Source organism: Curtobacterium sp. MCPF17_018 (assembly GCF_003234135.1).
Taxonomy (GTDB): Bacteria; Actinomycetota; Actinomycetes; order Actinomycetales; family Microbacteriaceae; genus Curtobacterium; species Curtobacterium flaccumfaciens.
In genome coordinates this window covers 156,857-178,140 of record NZ_QKSJ01000009.1, presented here as the reverse complement: position 1 = coordinate 178,140, position 21,284 = coordinate 156,857, and the positions used below count along the sequence as shown (strand labels likewise).

Below are 21,284 nucleotides of genomic sequence, written 5' to 3'. Positions count from 1 at the left end.
CGGTTGGTTTTGGGTGGTACGGTGCAGGAGCTGCCAGCGCGGGCGGCGAACCCGGTGGATGGTGGGTGTGGGCGACGAGGCCCCGGCTGTCCAGGCGGCGCCCCGCGGCCCTGAACGAGAGGACCGACCACCGTGACCACCGTGAACGACGCGAGCACTGCCTCCAGTCCGGCGACGCCGATGACCGAGCGCATCGATGCGCTCCTCGGCCAGCTGACCACCGACGAGAAGGTGCAGCTGCTCACCGGACGTGACTTCTGGACCACCTGGCCCATCGAGAAGATCGGGCTGCGCCGCATCCTGATGTCGGACGGTCCGTCGGGTGTGCGCGGCGAGGTGTGGGACGAGCGGGACCCGTCGCTGAACCTGCCGTCGGCGACCGCGCTGAGTGCGTCGTGGGACCGTGCGATCGCGAAGCGCTACGGCGCCGCCGCCGCGGTGGAGGCCCGCCGCAAGGGCGTCGACGTCGTGCTCGGCCCGACCATCAACCTGCACCGGTCCCCGCTCGGTGGCCGGCACTTCGAGGCGTTCAGCGAGGACCCGGTGCTCACCGGCGACCTGGCCGCGTCGTACGTCGACGGCGTGCAGGAGAACGGTGTCGCCGCGACCCCGAAGCACTACATCGCGAACGACTACGAGACCGACCGCTTCACCGCGTCGACCGAGGTGTCGGACCGTGCCCTGCGCGAGCTGTACCTGCTCGCGTTCGAGAAGGCCGTGACCGAGGCGCACGCCTGGGCGATCATGTCGTCGTACAACGCGATCAACGGCGTGACGGCGTCGGAGAGCGACCTGCTCGAGACCCCGCTCAACTCGGAGTGGGGCTTCGACGGGATCGTCGTGTCCGACTGGACCGGTGTGCGTTCGGTGGACTCGGCGAAGGCGTCGCAGGACGTCGCGATGCCCGGGCCGAACCCGTGGTGGAGCGAGGGCCCGCTGCTCGCAGCCGTGCAGTCCGGCGAGGTGCCGATGGCGGCGATCGACCGCAAGGTCCGCCGGATCCTGACCCTGGCCGCCCGCGTCGGCGCGCTCGAGGGCTTCGAGCCCGTCGCCGCGTCGCCCGTACACGTCGAGGACGGCATCGCGTTCGTGCGCGAGGCCGAGGCCGAGGGCACGGTCCTGGTCCGCAACACCGGTGTCCTGCCGCTCGACGCCCCTGCCGTGTCACGCATCGCGGTGATCGGGCACAACGCCGACCAGGCCCGCACGCAGGGCGGTGGCTCGGCCACGGTCGTGCCGTCGCAGGTCGTGTCACCGCTGGACGGCATTCGTTCAGCGTTCCCCGGCGCGAGCGTGGACTACGCGATCGGCGCCGTCGTGCAGGAGGGCATCGCAGAGTTCCCGCTGTCCACCATCACGAACCCCGGCACCGGGGAGCCCGGAGCCCGGATCGCCTTCGTCAAGGACGGCGAGGAGCTGTTCGTCGAGGACCGCCGCGCGACGGCGTTGTTCTGGTTCGGCGGCGACGCCCCGACGCGCGAAGCCGACCGGCTCGACATCACCACCACCTACACGGCGGAGTCGACCGGGACCGTGCGGTTCGGCATCGGTGCGGCCGGACGGTCACGCATGTGGATCGACGGCGAGCTGCTGCTCGACGAGGACGTGCCGTTCGAGGGTGACCAGCTCGGTGCCGCGTTCCTCAACCCGCCGGCGCGGTCGGTGCCGGTCGAGGTGACGGCGGGGCAGCAGGTCGCGATCCGCATCGAGTACGACGTCGTGCAGGACGAGACGCTCGGTGGGGTGCTGGCGTACCAGTTCGGCACCGAGCCGTCGGACGACGACCCCGCCGTGCTCATCGAGGCCGCGGTGGACGCAGCCCGTGGTGCGGACGTCGCGGTCGTCGTGGTCGGCACGAACTCGAAGGTCGAGTCCGAGGGCTACGACCGGTCCTCGCTGGCACTGCCCGGCCACCAGGACGACCTGGTGTGCGCCGTCGCCGCGGCGAACCCGAACACGATCGTCGTCGTCAACGCCGGGTCACCGGTCGAGATGCCGTGGCGGAACGACGTCGCCGCGGTGCTGCTGACCTGGTTCGGCGGGCAGGAGTACGGCAACGCCCTGGCCGACGTGCTGACGGGGGCGCAGGAGCCCGGCGGTCGCCTGCCCACCACGTGGCCCGTCGCGATGGCCGACGTCCCGGTGCTCGACGTCACCCCCGTGGACGGCAAGGTCTCCTACGACGAGGGTGTCCACGTCGGCTACCGAGCCTGGCTGCGGGCCGGCACGGAGCCCGCGTACCCGTTCGGGCACGGCCTCGGCTACACCACGTGGTCGATCGAGGGCGTGTCCACGACCCCGACCGTGCGCGAGGGTGACGCCGTCATCGTCACGGCGACCGTCGCGAACACGGGAGACCGCGCCGGCAAGCACGTCGTGCAGGTCTACGCGTCCCGTGCGGAGTCGGGGGTCGACCGCCCGGTGCGCTGGCTGGTCGGGTTCGCCCCGGTCCGGCTCGCCGCGGGCGCCTCGACGGAGGTCTCGATCGAGGTCCCGGCGCGTGCCTTCGCCCACTGGGACGGCTCGTGGCAGTACGAGTCGGGGACCTTCACGCTGCACGTCGGCGCCTCGGTCGTCGACGACGCCGGAACCGCGTCCCTCGAACTGGAGTGACGAAGTCGTCCGGTTTCCGCGCAGCTCCCAACTCCATTCAGTAACATCGTTCTGCGCGAGTCGGCTGGTTACCGTCCGCGCACGCACCGACTACGGGGTCGCTGGGTGAGCGACTCGGTCTCCTGATCCGGCCGTTGTTGCCCTGGCCTCCCCGGTGCGTCCCAGAATGCGTCCCCGCGTCCGCGCGGGGACGCATTCGTCGTTCCGGCGCGGAACCGCCTCGGTGAACCGGTTGACGCACTTCGTCCCGCATCGGGAAAACGAGTGACACTTGGTCAACTTTCTACGTCCCGGGTGCGCGGATCGGTGTGACAAACCGCTCGGTAGGTGGAACGATGGGTGCACCATCTCGTACGGATCAGGGACGAGATGGTCATCCGGTCGGGCTCTGTGAGACTCACCAACTCGTCCAGAGCCCACCGGATGCCCTTGACTCTCGGTGGCAGGCTCGCAGTGATCAGGCCCGCGGTGCCGGTGCTCAGGCCCGCAGGGCGGGTGCGATCTCCTCGGCCACGATGCGCAGGATCCGCTCGTGCGCCGCACGGTCGCCGTTCGCCGGCAGGGTGATGACGAGTTCGTCGGTGGCGGTGACAGCCGGGTCGGTGAGCAGTGCGTCGACGATGGCGGCCGGCTCGCCGGACAGGACCTTGCTGAACCGGAACGGTGGCGTGCCCGAGAGCGGCCGGCCCTCGTCGTCCATGCCCGATGCGTAGCCGGTCAGGAACTCCTGGTGCACGGCGCGGTCGTGGTCGTCGAGGAGCGGCACGACGATCCGGCCCACGGCGACCTTGGACTCGCGCTGCGGGTGGAGCTCGGCGAAGCGGTCGCGGTAGGCGGCGATCTGGTCGGCCTGCGCCTGGGCGAACGGCGCACCGGTGTCCTCGGTGTTCAGGGTCGAGCAGTGCAGCAGGAGCCCCTTCTCGGCTGTGCGGACCGCCGTGCCCATGCTGCCGCCGCCCCACCACACGCGGTCGCGCAGGCCCGGACTGAGCGGCTGCAGGGTCAGGTCGGCCCCGGCGGGGATGCTCTCGTAGCCCTTGCCGGCACTGCCGAGGGGCTCACCCTGCAGGACCTCGAGCAGGCGTGCGGCGCGCGCCTCGGCCTCGTCGCGGAAGCTGCGGTCGACCGTGCCGAACACCGGGTCGAGGATCGGGCCGTACCCGGCGATGCCCGTGCTGATGCCGAGCTGCACCCGGCCGCCGCTCAGCAGGTCGACCGTGCTGGCGTCCTCGGCCAGGCGCACCGGGTCCTCGTAGCGCATGCCGAGCACGGCGGTGCCGAACGCGATGCTGCTGGTGCGCTGCGCTGCGGCCGCGAAGAAGGTCATCGGGCTCGTCAGGTACGGCTCGAAGTGCCGTCCGCGCACCCAGCCCGTCCCGTAGCCGAGCGACTCGGCGGTCTCGAACAGGCGCAGCCCGTCCTCGAGGGCGCCGGCGGCGCCCCCGGTGCCACCGTGGTTCGGGACGAAGGAGAGGAAGCCGAGTTCGCGCATGACGCGAGTCTATGCGCACGTATCGAAATGAGCCCGAGTCGGTGACCGGGCGGACGGGAGGCCCGTGGCGGCGCCGCACCGGGCCTCCCGTCCGGCACATGCGCACCTGGGAGGATGGGCACATGACCGACGTCACCACCGTGCCCCCGCTCGTCGCCGCGATCCCGGCGGCGGTGGACGGCGTCGTCGACCCCGACGAGGTCTACGAGGCCTTCGCGGACTGGGCCGCCGAGGGCGGCCGGCCGCTGTACCCGGCGCAGGACGAAGCGGTCATCGAGCTCGTCTCCGGCGCGAACGTCGTGCTGAGCACGCCGACCGGCACCGGGAAGTCGCTCGTCGCGGCCGGCGCGCACTTCGCGGCGCTCGCCGAGGGCAAGCGGAGCTACTACACGGCGCCGATCAAGGCGCTGGTGTCCGAGAAGTTCTTCCAGCTCGTCGAGCTGTTCGGTGCGCAGAACGTCGGCATGGTCACCGGTGACTCGAGCGTCAACGCCGACGCGCCGATCGTCTGCTGCACCGCCGAGATCCTGGCGAACCTGGCCCTGCGGCAGGGGCCGGACGCCGACGTGGACGTCGTCGTCATGGACGAGTTCCACTTCTACGGCGACCCCGACCGCGGCTGGGCGTGGCAGGTGCCGCTGCTCGTGCTCGAGCGTGCGCAGTTCCTGCTCATGTCGGCGACCCTCGGCGACGTCACCACCATCGCTGACGACCTGTCCCGACGCACCGGACGGCCCACCGCCCGCGTGACCGGTGTCTCGCGACCCGTGCCGCTCGGGTACCAGTACGTGATGACGCCCGTGCAGGAGACGGTGGAACGGCTGCTCGAGGAGGGCAAGGCGCCGATCTACATCGTGCACTTCGCCCAGGCCGCAGCCCTCGAACGGGCGCAGTCGCTGATGTCGGCGAAGGTCGCCACGCGCGAACGCCGTGACCAGATCGCGGACGCCATCGCCGGCTTCCGGTTCAGCGCCGGGTTCGGACAGACCCTGTCGCGCCTGATCCGGGCGGGCATCGGCGTGCACCACGCCGGCATGCTGCCGAAGTACCGACGGCTCGTCGAGCAGCTCGCCCAGCGCGGCCTGCTGCCCGTCATCTGCGGCACCGACACCCTGGGCGTCGGGATCAACGTGCCGATCCGATCCGTGCTGTTCACCGGGCTGACGAAGTTCGACGGCACGAAGATGCGCCAGCTGTCCGCGCGAGAGTTCCACCAGATCGCCGGTCGTGCCGGACGCGCCGGGTACGACACCGAGGGTGACGTCGTCGCCGAGGCACCCGAGCACGACATCGAGAACGCCCGCGCCGTCGCCAAGGCCGGCGACGACCCGAAGAAGAAGAACAAGATCAAGCGGAAGAAGGCGCCCGAGGGCTTCGTGTCCTGGGGGCAGGCGTCGTTCGAACGGCTGATCGCAGCCGAGCCCGAGCCGATGGTCTCGCGCATGCGGATCACGCACGCGATGGTGCTGTCCGTCGTCGCCCGTGGCGGGGACGCCTTCGCGGACGTCCGGTCGCTGGTCTACGACAACCACGAACCGCGCTCCCGGCAGCTCGCGATGGCCCGGCGGGCACTCATCATCGCCCGGACCCTCATCAACGCCCGGGTGATCGAGAAGGTCGACGGTGGCTATCGTCTGACCGTCGACATCGCGCCGAACTTCGCGCTCAACCAGCCGCTGTCACCGTTCGCGCTCGCCGCGTTCGAGTTGCTCGACCCTTCTTCTCCCACCTATGCGCTGGACATGGTGTCCGTCGTGGAGGCCACGCTCGACGACCCGCGAGCGATCCTGTCGCAGCAGCAGTTCAAGGAGCGCGGCGAGGCCGTCGCCCGGATGAAGCAGGAGGGGATCGAGTACGAGGAGCGGATGGAGCTGCTCGAGGAGGTCACCTGGCCTCGCCCGCTGTCCGAGCTGTTGGAGGCCGCGTACGAGGCCTACGCCGCAGAACAGCCCTGGGTGCTCGACTTCCAGCTGTCCCCGAAGGCCGTCGTCCGCGACATGTACGAACGCGCGATGACCTTCGGCGACTTCGTGCGCTTCTACCAGCTCACCCGCTCCGAGGGGCTCGTGCTCCGCTACCTGTCCGACGCGTACCGGACCATGCGGCAGACCATTGCCGAGGAACAGCGGACCCAGGAACTCGACGACCTGATCGAGTGGCTGGGCGAGGTCGTGCGGCAGACCGACTCCTCGCTCGTCGACGAGTGGGAGGCGCTGCTCAACGGCGACGTCCTGCTGGCCTCCGAGGAGCACGAGGAGATCGCGCCGCCGCAGCCCGCACGGCTCACCGGCAACCCGCGGGCGTTCCGGGTGCTCGTGCGCAACGCCCTGTTCCAGCGGGTGCTGCTCGCCGCCGCCGACGACATCGACGGGCTCGGGGAACTCGACGCGACCGTCGGCTTCGACCGGTCGGCCTGGGACAACGTGCTCGAGGAGTACTACGAGGAACACGACACCATCGGCACCGATGCCGACGCGCGCTCGATGCAGTACCTGGTGCTGGACGAGAGTGGTGCCACGGCGTCACCCCGGGTCTGGAAGGCACGGCAGATCTTCGCCGACCCCGAGGGCGACAAGGACTTCGGGTTCTCGGCGACGATCGACCTGGACGCCTCGGACGAGGTCGGCGAGGCCGTCGTGCGGGTCACCGAGATCGGGCGGTTCGACGGGTGGGCCGAGGTCGACGTCGACTGAGCGGGGCGGGGCGTGTCGGCTCGGGGCTCGGGGCCGCTCCGGCGTGGGGGTCGCCGCACCACGACCACCACGCGCTCGGGCGTCGACCCGGCGTCTGGGGACCAGATCACGCAGCAGGAACGGCGCGACGGGACCTACTGACCGCCCGGAAGGGTCAGAAGAGGGTCGCGGGCGGGGTCGCGTCGGGCAGCGCGGACGGCTCCGCGACTTCGGCTCCCGGCCAGCCCGGACCGTGCGGCACGTCGGTGCCGTTCTGGAACGCGGTGGCAGCGCCGCGGGCACGGACGTCGGCAGCTTCGTTCATCTCGTGACCGACGTGGCCGCGGACCCACTCGAACGTGACCTTGCGGCCCTGCAGTTCGGCGTCGAGTTCCTTGATGATCTCGACGTTGAGGACCGGCTTGCCGTCGGCCTTCCGCCAGCCCTTGCGCTTCCAGCCGGCGAGCCACTCGGTGCAGGCCTTGATGGCGTACTGGCTGTCGCACAGGATGTGCAGCGGCTCACCGGTGTCCTTCGTGGCGCGGAGCAGCTGCAGGACGGCGGTGAGCTCGCCGATGTTGTTCGTCGCACGGGGCCAGCCGCCGGCCGCCCACCGGTCGTCGTCGACGTACCAGGCCCAGCCGGCGGGGCCGGGGTTGCCGAGGGCTGAGCCGTCTGCGGCGGCGACGATCGTCACGATGGGACCTCCTGGTGGTGCCGAGTGCTGGTCAACCGTAACGGACCGGCCCGGCCCCTCGGCTCAACGCCGAGCGGGGTCGATGTTGAGCGTGCTGCCCTCGAGCAGCCAGTCGTCGGCGCGTTGCTCCATGTAGGGGTTCATCCACTGCACCTGCGCCGGCGTGACGCCGAACCGCTCCGCGACCGTCGAGAGCTCGTCGCCGTGGGCGACCAGGTAGTTCGCCGGTCGGCCGTCGACGTCGGTGACGATGCCGTAGGCGCCCGGTCGGTCCTTGCCGACGGTGACCCGGAGGTCGGGGTAGGGGTTCGGGATCTTCCACGTGAGGTCAGCGGCGGCGAGCACCGATCCGGCCCACGGGCGCGCCGTCGAGTCCTCGTCGGCCACCGTCGCCGGCACGAGGACGACACTGCGCAGGTAGTCGGGCCGCGGGCCGGACTGCCCCATCGTGAACGAGGCCGGAGGAGCAACCGAGGCGTCCCACTCGACGAAGTCCCGTACCAAGCCGTCCTCGCCGTCGAGCGGCTTCGCGGGCCGGTGTCGGAACTCCAGACGCATCGGCTGCGGATTGGTCGTCCGGTAGTGGGACAGCTGCGCGTCGAAGGTTCCGTTGTCGTTCGCCACGACGCGGACGTGGATGCTCGTGTCACCGCTCGGCGAGACGACGTCGGTCTCCGCCGCCACGGTGCCGGCGGGCAGGGCCTGCTCGGGCTCGTGCTCGGGCTCGACCCGATCGGTGTCGCGCGTCGGATCCGGCGCGGGCTCCGCCGTGCGTTCGGCCGCCTGTCGCGTCGGCGTCGGGATCGCGTCGTCGCCGCCGAACGCCGTGCACCCTGTGAGCAGCAGCCCCACCAGGGCGGAGCCGATCACCGCGGTCGTCGCGGTCCGTGTTCGTCCCATCGTTCCCCCTCGTCGGCAGCGTAGCGGGCGCGAGGGGCGTCATCGAGTGCGGGGAGCGGACCGAGCCGGACTCGTTACACGGGCCGAGGACTAGCGTCCGCTGCAGGAGGAAACACCATGAGCGACAGCATCCCGAACGCCCCCGGCCCCGAGCCGTCCGACGACCGAGCACGCAACGACGCGCTCCGCGACGCCGCTCACAGCGACGACGTCGACGGGGTCAGCGACCGCGAGCAGCGGGCAGCCGACACGTCGTACAGCCCGTCGAGCGAGCGTGAGATGGACGCATCCCAGACGAAGCAACGCGACGACGCCGACCTGCGTGAGGACGGCATCGATCCGTCCAGGGTCATCGCGGCCCCAGGGACCGGCGGTGCGGACGACGCCGGCGACGTGGAGCCGGAACCCGGTGACCTGCACCTGCCATGGCAGTCCGAGGAGGACCGCCGGGGCTAGCTCGGCTACGACACCGAGTCCGGGTGGGAGCCCGTCCGCTGCCCGGACTCGAGCGTCGCGATCGCCGCGTGCTCGTCGTCGGTGAGCTCGAAGCCGTCGACGTCGAGGTTCGACCGGATCCGTGACGGCGTGACCGACTTCGGCAGCACCACGACGCCCTGCTGCACGTTCCACCGCACGAGCACCTGTGCCACGCTCACCCCGTGCGCGTCGGCGATGCCGGTCAGCACGGGCTCGTCGATCAGGCGCCCACGACCGAGCGGCGACCACGCCCCGGTGACGATGTCGTGCTGCTCGTGGAACGCGATGAGCTCGCGCTGCGGCAGCCACGGGTGGCGTTCGACCTGGTTCAGCGCCGGCACCTCGCCGGTCTCGTCGATGAGCCGCTGCAGGTGCGGCACCTGGAAGTTCGAGACACCGATGCTCCGTGCCCGCCCCGACTCACGCAGTTCCACCAGCGCACGCCAGGTCTCGACGAAGCGGTCGTTCGCGGCGGCCGGCCAGTGGATCAGGTAGAGGTCGACGGCGTCGAGCCCCAGCCGCTCGAGGCTGCCGTCGAACGCCCGCAGGGTCGTGTCGCGCCCCTGGTGGTCGTTCCACACCTTGGTCGTCACGAAGACGTCGTCACGGTCCACCCTGGAGGCGCGGATCGCGTTGCCGACGCCGGTCTCGTTGCCGTACATCTCGGCGGTGTCGACGTGCCGGTAGCCGGCGTCGAGGGCGAGACCGACCGCCGTCTCTGCTTCGGCATCGTCGACCTTGTAGACGCCGAAGCCGATCCCGGGGATCGAGCGGCCGTCGCGCAGGGGGACTGAGGTGACCATGCACCCATCCTGCCGGTGCCTGGCGGGCGCGCGCCGGGCCTCCAGGCCATCTGTGGAGAACGCGACCCGTGCGCCGGGCGCACGTTCCTTCCCATACCGACCGCGATGGCAAGTGGAAACGGGCGTACCTGGTCAGAACTTTCGACCAGGCACGCCCGTTTCGACCAGGTACGCCCGAACAGCCCGCCGCTCAGGTCGGCAGGTGCACCGGCTCGGTGTCGGGGAGCGGGCTGGCGTCACGGCCGCGCAGGTCCGGCAGCCAGCTCCGCATCGCCAGGGGGAGCAGCACGCCCAGCCCGGCCATCACTGCGCCGACGGTGAAGCCTCCGACGGGGCCGCTGCCGTCGATCAGGAACCCGGCGATCGCCGAACCGCCTGCGGCACCGATCAGTTGGCCGGTGCCCATCCAGCCGTAGGCCTCCGCCGTGTCGGAGAACTTGACGGTGGCGGAGACCGAACCGAACATCACCGCGAGGGCCGGTGCGATGCCCACACCCGCGATGACCAGGGCGAGGCAGAGCCACCAGAAGCCCGTGCCGCCGAGCGCCAGGGTGAGGCCGACGAAGACGACCGCCATGCGAGTCCACAGGGTGTTGCGCGAGATCGGGCGGTGGCCGAACGCCAGGCCGCCGGCGAGCGAACCGACCGCGAACACCGCGAGGACGATGCCGGCGTTCGGGCTGCCCTCGCCGAAGACGCTGGTGACGCTCGCCTCGACCGCGGCGCACGCCCCGATCAGCAGCAGGCCGGTCAGGGTGGCGACGACGACCGAGGGGCGCTTCAGCACGACACCGAAGGCGCGCTTCGATCGGGGGATGCGGACGCGGCCGAGCTCGGGGGAGGCGATGAACCACGCGCCGCCGACGACCAGGAACACCATCGCGACGACGATCGCCTCGACCGTGCCGACCTGGGTGGCGACGAAGGTGGTGATGACCGGGCCGGCGACCCAGATGAGCTCCTGCGCGCTGGCGTCGAGGGAGAAGAGGGGCGTGAGCTGCGCCGACGTCACCATCTTCGGGTAGATGGTGCGCACCGCGGGCTGCACGGGCGGGACCGCCAGGCCGCCGAGGAACCCGACCACCACGTACCCCCAGAGCGGCATGTACACGAACGCGATGACCACCATGCTCACGAGCGCGACGCTGCTCGTCAGGATGAGGACGGGGCGCATGCCCCAGCTGCCCATCCACCGGCTGGTCAGCGGCCCGGCGATCGCCTGCCCGATGCTCGTCGTCGCGAGCACCAGCCCGGCGGCGCCGTAGGAATCGAACACGTGCTCGACGTGCAGCAGGTACGCCAGCGACAGCATGCCGAACGGGAACCGTGCGGTGAGCTGTGCGGCGATGACACGACCCACGCCAGGGGTCTTCAGGAGGGGCCCGTACGTACTCACGAGACGAGTGTACGGACCGGCCGGAAGGGGCTGTCCCCCGTCCTGGGGAGGGGCGGTTCGCGACACGCCGATGCGCTGATTCCACACATGTGGATCGGGACTGTCCACCGGTGTGGGGAAGTGTCGGTGGTCGGCCGGAGACTGGCGGAATCTCGGGCCTCCCGGGAATCCACAGACTGTGGAGGACGTTGTGGAGAACTACATGGCTGTAACACTTCCTCTTGTGGTCGGTGCTGTGGCTAGCCACTAGATGTAGTGTGGAGGCATCGCAGCGGCCCCTCCCGGACACGACTGCGGACAGACATCAGCACCACCTCCACAGCACAGCAGAAACCAGTAGGAACCAGGGGAGAACATGGCCGTCACCGTCTACACCAAGCCGTCCTGCGTCCAGTGCACCGCGACGTACCGGGCCCTCGACAACAAGGGCATCGAGTACGAAGTGCACGACGTCTCCACGGACGAAGCAGCGCTCGAGCACGTCAAGAGCCTGGGCTACATGCAGGCCCCCGTCGTCGTCACGGACGACGACCACTGGTCGGGCTTCCGCCCCGACAAGATCGCGACCCTCAGCGCCGAACTGGCGTAGTCGTCTCCCGTCCTGCGGACGGTCACCCCGGTCCCGTTCAGGAGGCCCGGCGATCGCCCGCAGGACACCCGCCGGTCCGCCTGTTCCGCACCTTCTCGAGAGGAGCGCACCATGAGCCGATTGGTCTACTTCTCGAGCGTGTCCGGGTACACCGCGCGCTTCGTCGAGAAGCTCGGCCGCGACGCGGACCGGATCCCGCTCTACCCGAGCGAACCGTTCCTGCACGTCGACGAGCCCTACGTCCTGGTCCTGCCCACCTACGGTGGCGGCAACGGCGAGGGTGCAGTCCCCAAGCAGGTCATCAAGTTCCTCAACGACGCCCACAACCGCTCGCTCATCCGCGGCGTGGTGGTGGGTGGCAACACGAACTTCGGCGAGGCGTACGGCCTCGCAGGGGACGTCATCGCGCAGAAGTGCAACGTCCCCCTTCTGTACAGGTTTGAACTCTTCGGGACCCCTGACGACGTGTCGGCGGTCAACTCAGGATTGGATGCATTTTGGACGCAGCAGTTGCAGACGTCGATCTGACGTCGCCGCAGACGGGGATGGACTACCACTCCCTCAACGCGATGCTCAACCTCTACGACGCGGACGGGAACATCCAGTTCGACAAGGATCGTGAGGCCGCCAAGCAGTTCTTCCTGCAGCACGTCAACCAGAACACCGTCTTCTTCCACAACCTGAAGGAGCGGCTCGACTACCTGGTCGAGAACGAGTACTACGAAAAAGCCACGATCGACATGTACTCGCTGGACTTCATCCAGCGACTCAACGACCTGGCGTACTCGAAGAAGTTCCGGTTCCAGACGTTCCTCGGCGCGTTCAAGTACTACACGAGCTACACGCTCAAGACGTTCGACGGCAAGCGCTACCTCGAGCGCTTCGAGGACCGCGTCGTCATGACCGCCCTCGGCCTGGCCCAGGGCAACGAGCAGCTCGCCATCGACCTGGTCGAAGAGATCGTCGCCGGCCGCTTCCAGCCCGCGACCCCCACGTTCCTCAACACGGCGAAGGCACAGCGCGGCGAGCTCGTCTCCTGCTTCCTGCTCCGCATCGAGGACAACATGGAGTCGATCTCGCGCGGCATCAACTCCTCGCTGCAGCTCTCGAAGCGCGGCGGCGGCGTGGCCCTGCTCCTCTCCAACATCCGCGAGGCCGGCGCCCCGATCAAGCAGATCGAGAACCAGTCCTCGGGCATCATCCCCGTGATGAAGCTGCTGGAAGACTCCTTCTCCTACGCGAACCAGCTCGGTGCGCGTCAGGGTGCCGGCGCGGTCTACCTCAGCGCACACCACCCGGACATCATGAAGTTCCTCGACACCAAGCGCGAGAACGCCGACGAGAAGATCCGCATCAAGACGCTGTCCCTCGGCGTCGTCGTGCCGGACATCACGTTCGAGCTCGCGAAGAACAACGAGGACATGTACCTGTTCTCGCCGTACGACGTCGAGAAGGTCTACGGCGTCCCCTTCGGCGACGTCCCGATCTCCGAGAACTACCGCGCGATGGTCGACGACTCGCGCATCAAGAAGACGAAGATCAAGGCGCGTGACTTCTTCACGACCATCGCCGAGATCCAGTTCGAGTCGGGCTACCCCTACATCGTGTTCGAGGACACGGTGAACAAGGCCAACCCGATCAAGGGTCGGATCAACATGTCCAACCTGTGCTCGGAGATCCTGCAGGTCAACACCCCGACGACCTTCAACGAGGACCTGTCCTACAAGGAGATCGGCAAGGACATCTCCTGCAACCTCGGCTCGCTGAACATCGCGCTGACGATGGACTCGCCCGACTTCGGCAAGACCATCGAGACCGCCATCCGCGGCCTGACCTCGGTCTCGCAGATGTCGCACATCACCTCGGTGCGTTCCGTCGAGGACGGCAACGACAAGTCGCACGCCATCGGCCTCGGCCAGATGAACCTGCACGGCTACCTCGCTCGTGAGCGCGTCTACTACGGCTCCGAAGAGGGCATCGACTTCACGAACATCTACTTCTACACGGTGCTGTTCCACGCCCTTCGTGCGTCGAACAAGATCGCGATCGAGACGGGCGAGACCTTCGACGGCTTCCGCGACTCGAAGTACGCGTCGGGTGAGTTCTTCGACAAGTACACCGACCAGACGTGGACCCCCGCGACCGCTCGTGTTGCCTCGCTCTTCGACAACGCGAACATCACGATCCCCACGCAGGACGACTGGAAGGCGCTGAAGGCGTCCGTCCAGGAGCACGGCATCTACAACCAGAACCTGCAGGCCGTCCCGCCGACCGGTTCGATCTCGTACATCAACCACTCGACGTCGTCGATCCACCCGATCGCGTCGAAGATCGAGATCCGCAAGGAAGGCAAGCTCGGCCGCGTCTACTACCCGGCGCCGTTCATGACGAACGACAACCTGGACTACTACCAGGACGCGTACGAGATCGGCCCGGAGAAGATCATCGACACGTACGCCGCGGCGACGCAGCACGTGGACCAGGGCCTGTCCCTGACGCTGTTCTTCAAGGACACCGCCACCACGCGTGACATCAACAAGGCGCAGATCTACGCATGGCGCAAGGGCATCAAGACGATCTACTACATCCGTCTCCGCCAGCTCGCGCTGGAGGGCACGGAGGTCGAGGGCTGCGTCAGCTGCATGCTGTAGAGCTGCCGCTCTGCTCCCTGGAGGCGCGGTGCCAACCCGCACCGCGCCTCCAGTCCGTCACTTAGTCACCATCTCTGTAAGGAACACACGTTGGTCGAGAAGCTGAAGCTCATTGATCGGGTCCAGGCCATCAACTGGAACCGCATCCAGGACGACAAGGACGTCGAGGTCTGGAACCGTCTCGTCAACAACTTCTGGCTGCCTGAGAAGGTGCCGCTGTCGAACGACGTGCAGTCGTGGAACACGCTGACGCCGGCCGAGCAGACCCTGACCATGCGTGTGTTCACCGGTCTGACCCTGCTCGACACCATCCAGGGCACCGTCGGTGCCGTGTCGCTCATCCCCGACGCGATCACCCCGCACGAGGAAGCCGTCTACACGAACATCGCGTTCATGGAGTCGGTGCACGCCAAGTCCTACTCGTCGATCTTCTCGACCCTCGCGTCGACGCGTGAGATCGACGAGGCCTTCCGCTGGTCCGAGGAGAACCCGAACCTGCAGAAGAAGGCGTCCATCGTGATGGACTACTACCAGGGTGACAACCCCCTGAAGCGCAAGGTTGCTTCGACGCTGCTCGAGTCGTTCCTGTTCTACTCGGGCTTCTACCTCCCGATGCACTGGTCGTCGCGCGCCAAGCTCACGAACACCGCCGACCTGATCCGCCTGATCATCCGCGACGAAGCCGTCCACGGGTACTACATCGGGTACAAGTACCAGAAGGGCCTCGAGACCCTCACGCAGGCCGAGCGCGACGAGCTCAAGGACTACACGTTCTCGCTGCTGTTCGAGATGTACGAGAACGAGGTGCAGTACACGCAGGACCTCTACGACGAGGTCGGTCTGACCGAGGACGTCAAGAAGTTCCTGCACTACAACGCCAACAAGGCGCTGATGAACCTGGGCTACGAGCCGATGTTCCCGAAGAACATCACGGACGTGAACCCGGCCATCCTCTCCGCCCTGTCGCCGAACGCGGACGAGAACCACGACTTCTTCTCGGGGTCCGGCTCGTCGTACGTCATCGGCAAGGCCGTCAACACTGAGGACGAGGACTGGGACTTCTGACCCTGGTCTGACTCGTGGGGACGCCCCGCTGGCTTCGGCCTGGCGGGGCGTGTTGGATGGCACCCATCATTGGGTATTTGCACCAAACGTTGTAAATCGCCGCTCGTGCACAACCGACTCTGGGTGACGTCATCCGAGATTGGGCGTAGGCAGCCGGCGAGCTCGAGCCAGGAGCGCAGCGCCCTGCGGGCTGAGGGGAGAACGCACGTGGTGGTCGCGACGGTACAGCGCTGCGCGGCTCCTTGGTACTCGGACGCTCTCGAGGGGTCGGCACACGATCACGGTGGCACCCCACAAAATGTTCTCGCGGTTCGTCGATAAGCCGCGGGCCGCCCTTGTCGTTGTCGGTGTCCCTCCTAGATGGTCGCCCCGCCTTGAAGAGGGTCCATCCAACGCTGACGGACCATCTGTGCGACGGGAGGTGGCCGACTCGAAGATGGAACGCACGCTATGAGGGTCGATCCCTACCGACCGCCGCCAGTCCACGCTCGCTTCGCTGGAACACCGAGCCTGACGCTTGACGCGCGGCCCCGAGTGGTGCGTATGCCGGATGCATGGGCGGACTTTGTGGGGTGGTGCTCGCAGCGAGGGCTGAGATCTTGCGACCCGTTACTAACCCAGACGGACCCCACGTAGCCCAAGCGCGGCGAGACGTGCGGGTTCGAGGACTGGGTGCAGCGTGCTAGCGGAGTCAAGCCCGGCGCACGCTCGGGCGACTTAGCTGGACGGATGGCCGGACGAGATGCTGGCGCGCATCCCTTTGCGCGGCCTAGTCCGGACCGCCTCAAACGGCCGCGGCGGTCGTCGTCCCTCGGAGTTCGTTCGACGCCTGCCGCCAGTGAGCAGCCAGTTTCTCGGCCTGATTCAGCCGCCGGGAGTGGCAACGATCACGCGGTGTCTCCCTCGACCACGCTCGCGATATCAGTCCACGACCTCTCGTACGGACGCCACGTGCCCCCGAGGTTGTCGGCCAGTTCGTGCGCGACAGTTTCGACGAACCGGTGCATATTGACTCTGATCGTGGTCAGCCGAGGTCGCCAGAGCTGACCGGCGAGTCCAGCGTCCACACCAATCGCCGCGACGGAACCGGGAACGTCGACCTTGAGCTCCCGCGCAGCGGCGAGCATCACAAGCGCGGCGTCGTCGTTGTAGCACGCCAACGCGACCGGCTTCTCAGCGATGATCCGGGCGAGGGCGGCAACCCCGTCATCGATCCGTGCTCCGACGTCAAGTCGGCGAGGGTCCGGAATTCCCGCTTCCCTACACGCGAGAACGATCGCTTGAAACCGCATCGCAACGTACGGGTCGTCGCGGCCGTCGTCCAAGTAGACAAACCACAGATCTCGGGCACCGTGGGCAAGCAGCTGCTCGACCTGGAGTGCTCCGATGCCGGCGTCCCCGCTAACCGTGTCAGTACCCGGACGGATTTCCGGCACCACGATCAAACCGGAGTCCCGCAGTCGGTCCGCTTCCGAGGGGCGAAGTACGCCAAAGTCGAGTACCGCCAGCGGCCGGAGCGCCTGCACGGCGCTCATCGTCGCGGCGAGGTCCGACCCAGCAAAGCGGACGACCACGTTGCCTCCGTAGGGGCGAGTCTGCTGTGCGACTTCGTCGACCGCTTCCTGCAAGTTGCTCCCGAACTGTGAATTCGGCAGCAGGACCACGATGGTGTCGCTGCGGCCGCTCACCAGGGAGCGCCCCGCAGACGATGGCCGGTAATCCAGGCGCGCCGCCGCCTCGTGCACCCGACGGCGGGTTGCCTCAGGGAACGCGGATTCGTCGCCTCGGAGGATGCGGCTCACCGTCGTCCGCGAGACACCCGCGAGCCGCGCCACGTCGATGCTCGTTGCGGGGCGGATGACCTCGGAAGTGGACATAGCCCCATCTTCCCAGACTCCGGAGCGACTTGAACAAGGTGTCGCGCGACACTACCCACACGAGAGCCGGGCTTGCGTAACCGTGCAGCGCCACGCATACTGCTCAGTGTCACGTGACACTGAACGTTGCGTGCTCCCTCAAACAACGGAGTTTCAGGTATGTCGATTCACAATCGCCACGGAGATGCGGCCGCGGGATCGGAAGTGGGCGTGGAAGTGCCCGTCACCCAACAGGCCCCGGCCGCTTTCGGATCGGAGGACATCAGTCAGTCACTTCACAGTGGCCCTGGAACCGTGCGTCTGAAGAAGCGTCAGTTGCTTCCGATGTTCGTCGCGCAGTTCACGCTCTATCTGGCGTGGATCGCCCCGCTGGGGTACTCGCTGGCAGTCCGCATCGCTCAAGTCGACCCGAACGGCCGAGACAACGTGTTGGCGTTCGCGCTGAGCATGCCCGGCATCCTGGTGCTCTTCGTCGCGCCCCTGCTCGGTGTCCTGAGTGACAGGACTCGTTCTCGGCTCGGCCGACGGCGTCCCTGGTTGCTAGCGGGAACGATCGTCGGCGCAGGGGGCGCCGTCGTGCTCGGCCTCGGTGCCACCGTTCCGATGGTCATCGTGGGATGGACGATTTCCTTCGTCGGCTACACGATGGTCGCAGCGATGATCGTCACTCACCTTGGTGACACGTTGCCGGAAGTGCAGCGAGGCAAGGTGATGGGGATCAACGGTGCGATGACGCAGATCGCCCCGGTGGTCGGTACCGCTCTTGCAGCCTCGACCGCATCGATGCCCGCTGCGATGTTCCTCATCCCCGGGGCGCTCGCGTTCATCGGCGGCATCATCTTCTTTTCCGTCATGAAGGACAAGCGGCTCGCCGTCACGCCGCCGGCCGTGAACGTCAAGGCACTTCTGAGCGGCTACTGGTTCAACCCGCGCCGATACCCCAACCTTGGTTGGGTCGTCCTCAGTCGAGCGATGGTGTTCCTAGCCTTGTCGTTCTTTGGCCTGTACACGGTGTACCTGCTCAGTTCGCGGCTCGGGCTGGATGCCGCTCAAGTTGGGGCACTCTCGGCGGCGGTCGGCCTCGGCGGTGTCGTCACCGCAATCCTCGGCGCGGTCGGCTCCGGGTGGCTTTCCGACAAGCTTGGCCGTCGCAAGCCGTTCCTCATCGTGAGCGCGCTACTGCTCGCCTCCGCGATGGTTCTGATCGCCACGATGAACTCCATCCCACAGTATGTGGTAGCTGCCCTGCTGAGCTCGTTCGCAATCGGAGTCTACGGCGCAGTCGATCAGGCAACAGGCCTTGACGTTATGCCCCGGGAGGGTGAGAACGGCCGGTACCTTGCAATCTTCAGCCTGGGTAACCAGGTTCCGCAGGCATTCGGCCCGCTTCTTGCGGCAGTTGTTCTCTCCCTGTTCGGTGGCGAGTACGGCTGGGTCTACATCGCCGCGGGGGCCTTTGCAGTTCTCGGCGCGCTCGCCATCATTCCGATCCGTCTCGGAAACACCATGCCCGCCAAGGAGAACGCATGACCACCGAGTCTTTCGACCACGGCTGGACCGTTGGGCCGAAGATCAGCATCTACGCGGCGTTGCAGGGAGCTGGCGGCGGTGGCGAGGACATCACCCTGCCGCATGACGCCCTGTTCGCCGCGGAACGTTCAGCTGAACACGGTGAAGGAGCACACTCCGGGTTCTACCCGGGCGGCGCGTTCACCTACGCGAAGACCTTCCCGGTGCCTGAGTCCTACCGGGGGAAGCGGGTCACAATCGAGTTTCAGGGCGCGTACCGAGATGCCGTGGTCTTCGTCAATGGTGCGTTTGCCGCACAGCGGCCGAATGGGTACGCCACCTTCTTCGTGCCACTCGACCCGTTCCTCCGTTACGGCGAGGACAACACGATCTCCGTGGAGGTTCGAGCTCACGAGGATGCACGCTGGTACACGGGCGCTGGACTGCACCGCGATGTTCGCTTGCACCTGACGAACCTCGCTCATCTTGCGGTGGAAGGACCGCGCATCACGACACCCGACGTCGATGACGAGCGTGCTGTCGTCGAGATCGCGACCGACGTCGCAAACGAATCAGCCGGCACAACCACACTCACGGTGCACACCAGCATCGCCTCACCGTCCGGAGACGTCGCCGCCGAGGACACCGCATTGGTAACCGTGCGCGCCGGGGCGGTGGCTACAGTTCGACAGCGGTTGTACGTTGAACGGCCGACGCGCTGGGACATCAACAACCCGGCGCTCTATCGCGCACGTTCGGTCCTCGAGGATGTCCTCGACGTTGTCGACGAAACCGAGACAACGTTCGGGATCCGCACCCTGCAGCTCGACCCCCGAAACGGACTCCGCATCAACGGTGCGGCCGTGAAGCTGCGTGGCGCATGCATCCACTCCGACAACGGTCTCCTCGGCGCAGCCGCAGTACCCGCCGCCGAGGAACGACGCATCCGGATCCTCAAGGAAGCCGGCTTCAACGCAGTCCGGAGCGCGCACAACCCAATGAGCGAAGCGATGCTCGACGCCTGCGACAGGCTCGGGATGCTCGTCATGGACGAACTCAGCGACGTTTGGACCGTGTCGAAGTCGACAAACGACTATTCACTAGCGTTCCCCGAGTGGTGGGAGCGTGACATCGTGTCGATGGTCACGAAGGACCGTAATCATCCGTCCGTCGTGTTTTACTCCATCGGCAATGAGAACCCGGAGAACGGTGACCGGCTCGGAACCGGTTGGGCGCGAGCTCTCGCGGAGAAGGTCCGCCAGCTCGACGACACTCGATACGTGACCAACGGCGTCAACGGTTTCGTCGCAGCGATCGACGAAAGCGCAAAGATGATGCAAGACCAGACAGCGTCAGCCGCAGCTGACGGCGGCATCAACGGTGCCATGAATGTCGGCGACTTCATGAACCAGGTCAGCGCATCACCAGCGGTGACTGCCCGCACGTCCGAGGCGTTCTCGGTCCTTGACGTCGCCGGGATGAACTACGGCGACGCCCGGTACGCCCTCGACAAGGAACTGTTCCCGAATCGAGTCATCGTCGGAACGGAAACGTTCCCGTCGCACATCGACGTGAATTGGCGCCTGGTGGAAGAGCACTCCCACGTCATCGGAGACTTCACCTGGACCGGTTGGGATTACCTCGGAGAGGCCGGTGCTGGCCGGATCACCTACTTGGACGACGGTGCCACGCCGTCGTTTGCGGCACCGTTCCCGTGGCTGACCGCGTGGACCGGCGACGTCGACATCACTGGTCATCGACGGCCGGTGTCGTACTACCGGGAGATCGTTTTCGGTCTCCGGCACGAGCCGTACATTGCAGTGCAGCGTCCCGACACTGTCGGACGGCCCGCGTTCGCTGGCCAATGGTCGTGGTCCGACACTGTCGCCGGGTGGAGCTGGGCTGCGCATAACGGAGCGCGGACCGTCGTGGAGGTGTACAGCGACGCGGATGAAGTCGAACTCACGCTTAACGGACGCACCGTCGGACGTGCGCCGGCTGGACGGGACAACGCATTCCGCGCGACATTCGAAGTTGATGTCGAACCCGGCGAGCTCGTCGCGACCGACTACGTCCGCGGCAGCGCGCGCGCCCACACCACCCTCCGCTCCGCGACCGGTCCGGTGATGTGCGCGGCTCGCCCCGAACGGAACGTCGCCGACAGCGACGGGTCGGACCTGGTATTCATCCCCGTCACCCTCGAAGACCAGGACGGGAACCTTCTGCACGACGATGACCGCGCCGTGCAGGTCAGCCTGTCCGGACCGGGCGTGCTTGCCGCAGTGGGAAGCGCCCGCCCAGACAATGCGGAGCGGTACGACGGCGCGTCCCACACCACCTTCGACGGCCGTGCACTGGTCATCGTCCGACCTGTCGGCGCCGGAGTTGTGACAGTGACCGTCAGCGCCGATGGTGCTCAACCCACAACAGTTCGGTTTACGGCAGGGACGGCAGCGTCCAGTGCTGGCACCGCCCCGCTCGCAGCGGTTGACAGCGGGGAGGTCCGCGTTTGAGGAGCAGCGTTGACGATGCAGGCGGCGTCG

15 protein-coding genes are annotated in these 21,284 nt (G+C 67.5%); 9 read left to right on the top strand and 6 right to left on the bottom strand.

Annotation, left to right across the window (positions count from 1 at the left end; genetic code table 11):
• Window positions 1-180 precede the first annotated feature (180 nt).
• On the top strand, window positions 181-2,613 hold the full coding sequence (locus tag DEJ27_RS12270; protein WP_181420093.1) for a glycoside hydrolase family 3 C-terminal domain-containing protein: 2,433 nt from the start codon (window positions 181-183) through the stop codon (window positions 2,611-2,613).
• A 478-nt stretch (window positions 2,614-3,091) separates the two neighbouring features.
• Here the strand turns inward: DEJ27_RS12270 and DEJ27_RS12265 are convergent, their stop codons facing one another.
• Window positions 3,092-4,105, bottom strand: coding sequence for an LLM class flavin-dependent oxidoreductase (locus DEJ27_RS12265; protein ID WP_110861064.1), 1,014 nt, complete (start codon window positions 4,103-4,105; stop codon window positions 3,092-3,094).
• Window positions 4,106-4,227: 122 nt separating this feature from the next.
• Here DEJ27_RS12265 and DEJ27_RS12260 point away from each other — a divergent pair, with 122 nt between their 5' ends.
• Window positions 4,228-6,798, top strand: coding sequence for an RNA helicase (locus DEJ27_RS12260; protein ID WP_111091005.1), 2,571 nt, complete (start codon window positions 4,228-4,230; stop codon window positions 6,796-6,798).
• Between the two features lie 154 nt (window positions 6,799-6,952).
• On the opposite strand, the gene DEJ27_RS12255 is transcribed toward DEJ27_RS12260, so the two are convergent.
• Both DEJ27_RS12255 and DEJ27_RS12250 read right to left on the bottom strand, forming a co-directional pair.
• Window positions 6,953-7,474, bottom strand: coding sequence for a ribonuclease H (locus DEJ27_RS12255; protein ID WP_110861060.1), 522 nt, complete (start codon window positions 7,472-7,474; stop codon window positions 6,953-6,955).
• 63 nt (window positions 7,475-7,537) lie between these two features.
• Window positions 7,538-8,374 carry a LysM peptidoglycan-binding domain-containing protein gene (locus DEJ27_RS12250; RefSeq protein WP_146244695.1) on the bottom strand — a complete coding sequence of 279 codons (837 nt, stop codon included), beginning with the start codon at window positions 8,372-8,374 and terminating at the stop codon, window positions 7,538-7,540.
• A gap of 117 nt (window positions 8,375-8,491) precedes the next feature.
• On the opposite strand from DEJ27_RS12250, the gene DEJ27_RS12245 reads away from it, so the two are divergent.
• Entirely contained in the window at window positions 8,492-8,830 is a 339-nt protein-coding gene (locus DEJ27_RS12245; protein WP_110861056.1) for a hypothetical protein, read from the top strand.
• Between the two features lie 5 nt (window positions 8,831-8,835).
• Here the strand turns inward: DEJ27_RS12245 and DEJ27_RS12240 are convergent, their stop codons facing one another.
• On the bottom strand, window positions 8,836-9,654 hold the full coding sequence (locus tag DEJ27_RS12240; RefSeq protein WP_111091003.1) for an aldo/keto reductase: 819 nt from the start codon (window positions 9,652-9,654) through the stop codon (window positions 8,836-8,838).
• Between the two features lie 190 nt (window positions 9,655-9,844).
• Entirely contained in the window at window positions 9,845-11,050 is a 1,206-nt protein-coding gene (locus DEJ27_RS12235; RefSeq protein ID WP_111091002.1) for an MFS transporter, read from the bottom strand.
• A 355-nt stretch (window positions 11,051-11,405) separates the two neighbouring features.
• Between DEJ27_RS12235 and nrdH the strand changes: the two genes are divergently transcribed.
• The 4 genes from nrdH (at window position 11,406) to nrdF (ending at window position 15,355) form a co-directional block, all read left to right on the top strand.
• On the top strand, window positions 11,406-11,639 hold the full coding sequence (gene nrdH, locus DEJ27_RS12230) for a glutaredoxin-like protein NrdH (protein ID WP_017886897.1): 234 nt from the start codon (window positions 11,406-11,408) through the stop codon (window positions 11,637-11,639).
• Between the two features lie 111 nt (window positions 11,640-11,750).
• Window positions 11,751-12,167, top strand: coding sequence for a class Ib ribonucleoside-diphosphate reductase assembly flavoprotein NrdI (gene nrdI / locus DEJ27_RS12225; RefSeq protein WP_027465945.1), 417 nt, complete (start codon window positions 11,751-11,753; stop codon window positions 12,165-12,167).
• A 17-nt stretch (window positions 12,168-12,184) separates the two neighbouring features.
• Window positions 12,185-14,290 (top strand): class 1b ribonucleoside-diphosphate reductase subunit alpha, encoded by a 2,106-nt coding sequence (gene nrdE / locus DEJ27_RS12220; protein ID WP_110861050.1) that lies wholly within the window; start codon window positions 12,185-12,187, stop codon window positions 14,288-14,290.
• A 90-nt stretch (window positions 14,291-14,380) separates the two neighbouring features.
• Complete coding sequence (nrdF, locus tag DEJ27_RS12215) at window positions 14,381-15,355, top strand: class 1b ribonucleoside-diphosphate reductase subunit beta (protein WP_017886894.1); 975 nt, start codon at window positions 14,381-14,383, stop codon at window positions 15,353-15,355.
• 887 nt (window positions 15,356-16,242) lie between these two features.
• On the opposite strand, the gene DEJ27_RS12210 is transcribed toward nrdF, so the two are convergent.
• Window positions 16,243-17,232, bottom strand: coding sequence for a LacI family DNA-binding transcriptional regulator (locus DEJ27_RS12210; RefSeq protein WP_111091001.1), 990 nt, complete (start codon window positions 17,230-17,232; stop codon window positions 16,243-16,245).
• Between the two features lie 210 nt (window positions 17,233-17,442).
• Here DEJ27_RS12210 and DEJ27_RS12205 point away from each other — a divergent pair, with 210 nt between their 5' ends.
• A complete protein-coding gene (locus DEJ27_RS12205; RefSeq protein WP_181430146.1) occupies window positions 17,443-18,762 on the top strand; it encodes an MFS transporter in 1,320 nt (439 codons plus the stop codon).
• On the top strand, window positions 18,759-21,254 hold the full coding sequence (locus DEJ27_RS12200) for a glycoside hydrolase family 2 TIM barrel-domain containing protein (protein WP_111090999.1): 2,496 nt from the start codon (window positions 18,759-18,761) through the stop codon (window positions 21,252-21,254). The genes DEJ27_RS12205 and DEJ27_RS12200 overlap by 4 nt, the downstream gene beginning before the upstream one ends.
• Window positions 21,255-21,284 lie beyond the last annotated feature (30 nt).

Excerpts from the sequence above, each read along its gene's own strand:
- DEJ27_RS12270 (WP_181420093.1), top strand. The coding sequence starts at position 181 with ATGACCGAGCGCATCGATGCGCTCCTCGGCCAGCTGACCACCGACGAG.
- DEJ27_RS12265 (WP_110861064.1), bottom strand. The coding sequence starts at position 4,105 with ATGCGCGAACTCGGCTTCCTCTCCTTCGTCCCGAACCACGGTGGCACC.
- DEJ27_RS12260 (WP_111091005.1), top strand. The coding sequence starts at position 4,228 with ATGACCGACGTCACCACCGTGCCCCCGCTCGTCGCCGCGATCCCGGCG.
- DEJ27_RS12250 (WP_146244695.1), bottom strand. The coding sequence starts at position 8,374 with ATGGGACGAACACGGACCGCGACGACCGCGGTGATCGGCTCCGCCCTG.
- DEJ27_RS12245 (WP_110861056.1), top strand. The coding sequence starts at position 8,492 with ATGAGCGACAGCATCCCGAACGCCCCCGGCCCCGAGCCGTCCGACGAC.
- DEJ27_RS12240 (WP_111091003.1), bottom strand. The coding sequence starts at position 9,654 with ATGGTCACCTCAGTCCCCCTGCGCGACGGCCGCTCGATCCCCGGGATC.
- nrdH (WP_017886897.1), top strand. The coding sequence starts at position 11,406 with ATGGCCGTCACCGTCTACACCAAGCCGTCCTGCGTCCAGTGCACCGCG.
- nrdI (WP_027465945.1), top strand. The coding sequence starts at position 11,751 with ATGAGCCGATTGGTCTACTTCTCGAGCGTGTCCGGGTACACCGCGCGC.
- nrdE (WP_110861050.1), top strand. The coding sequence starts at position 12,185 with ATGGACTACCACTCCCTCAACGCGATGCTCAACCTCTACGACGCGGAC.
- DEJ27_RS12210 (WP_111091001.1), bottom strand. The coding sequence starts at position 17,232 with ATGTCCACTTCCGAGGTCATCCGCCCCGCAACGAGCATCGACGTGGCG.
- DEJ27_RS12200 (WP_111090999.1), top strand. The coding sequence starts at position 18,759 with ATGACCACCGAGTCTTTCGACCACGGCTGGACCGTTGGGCCGAAGATC.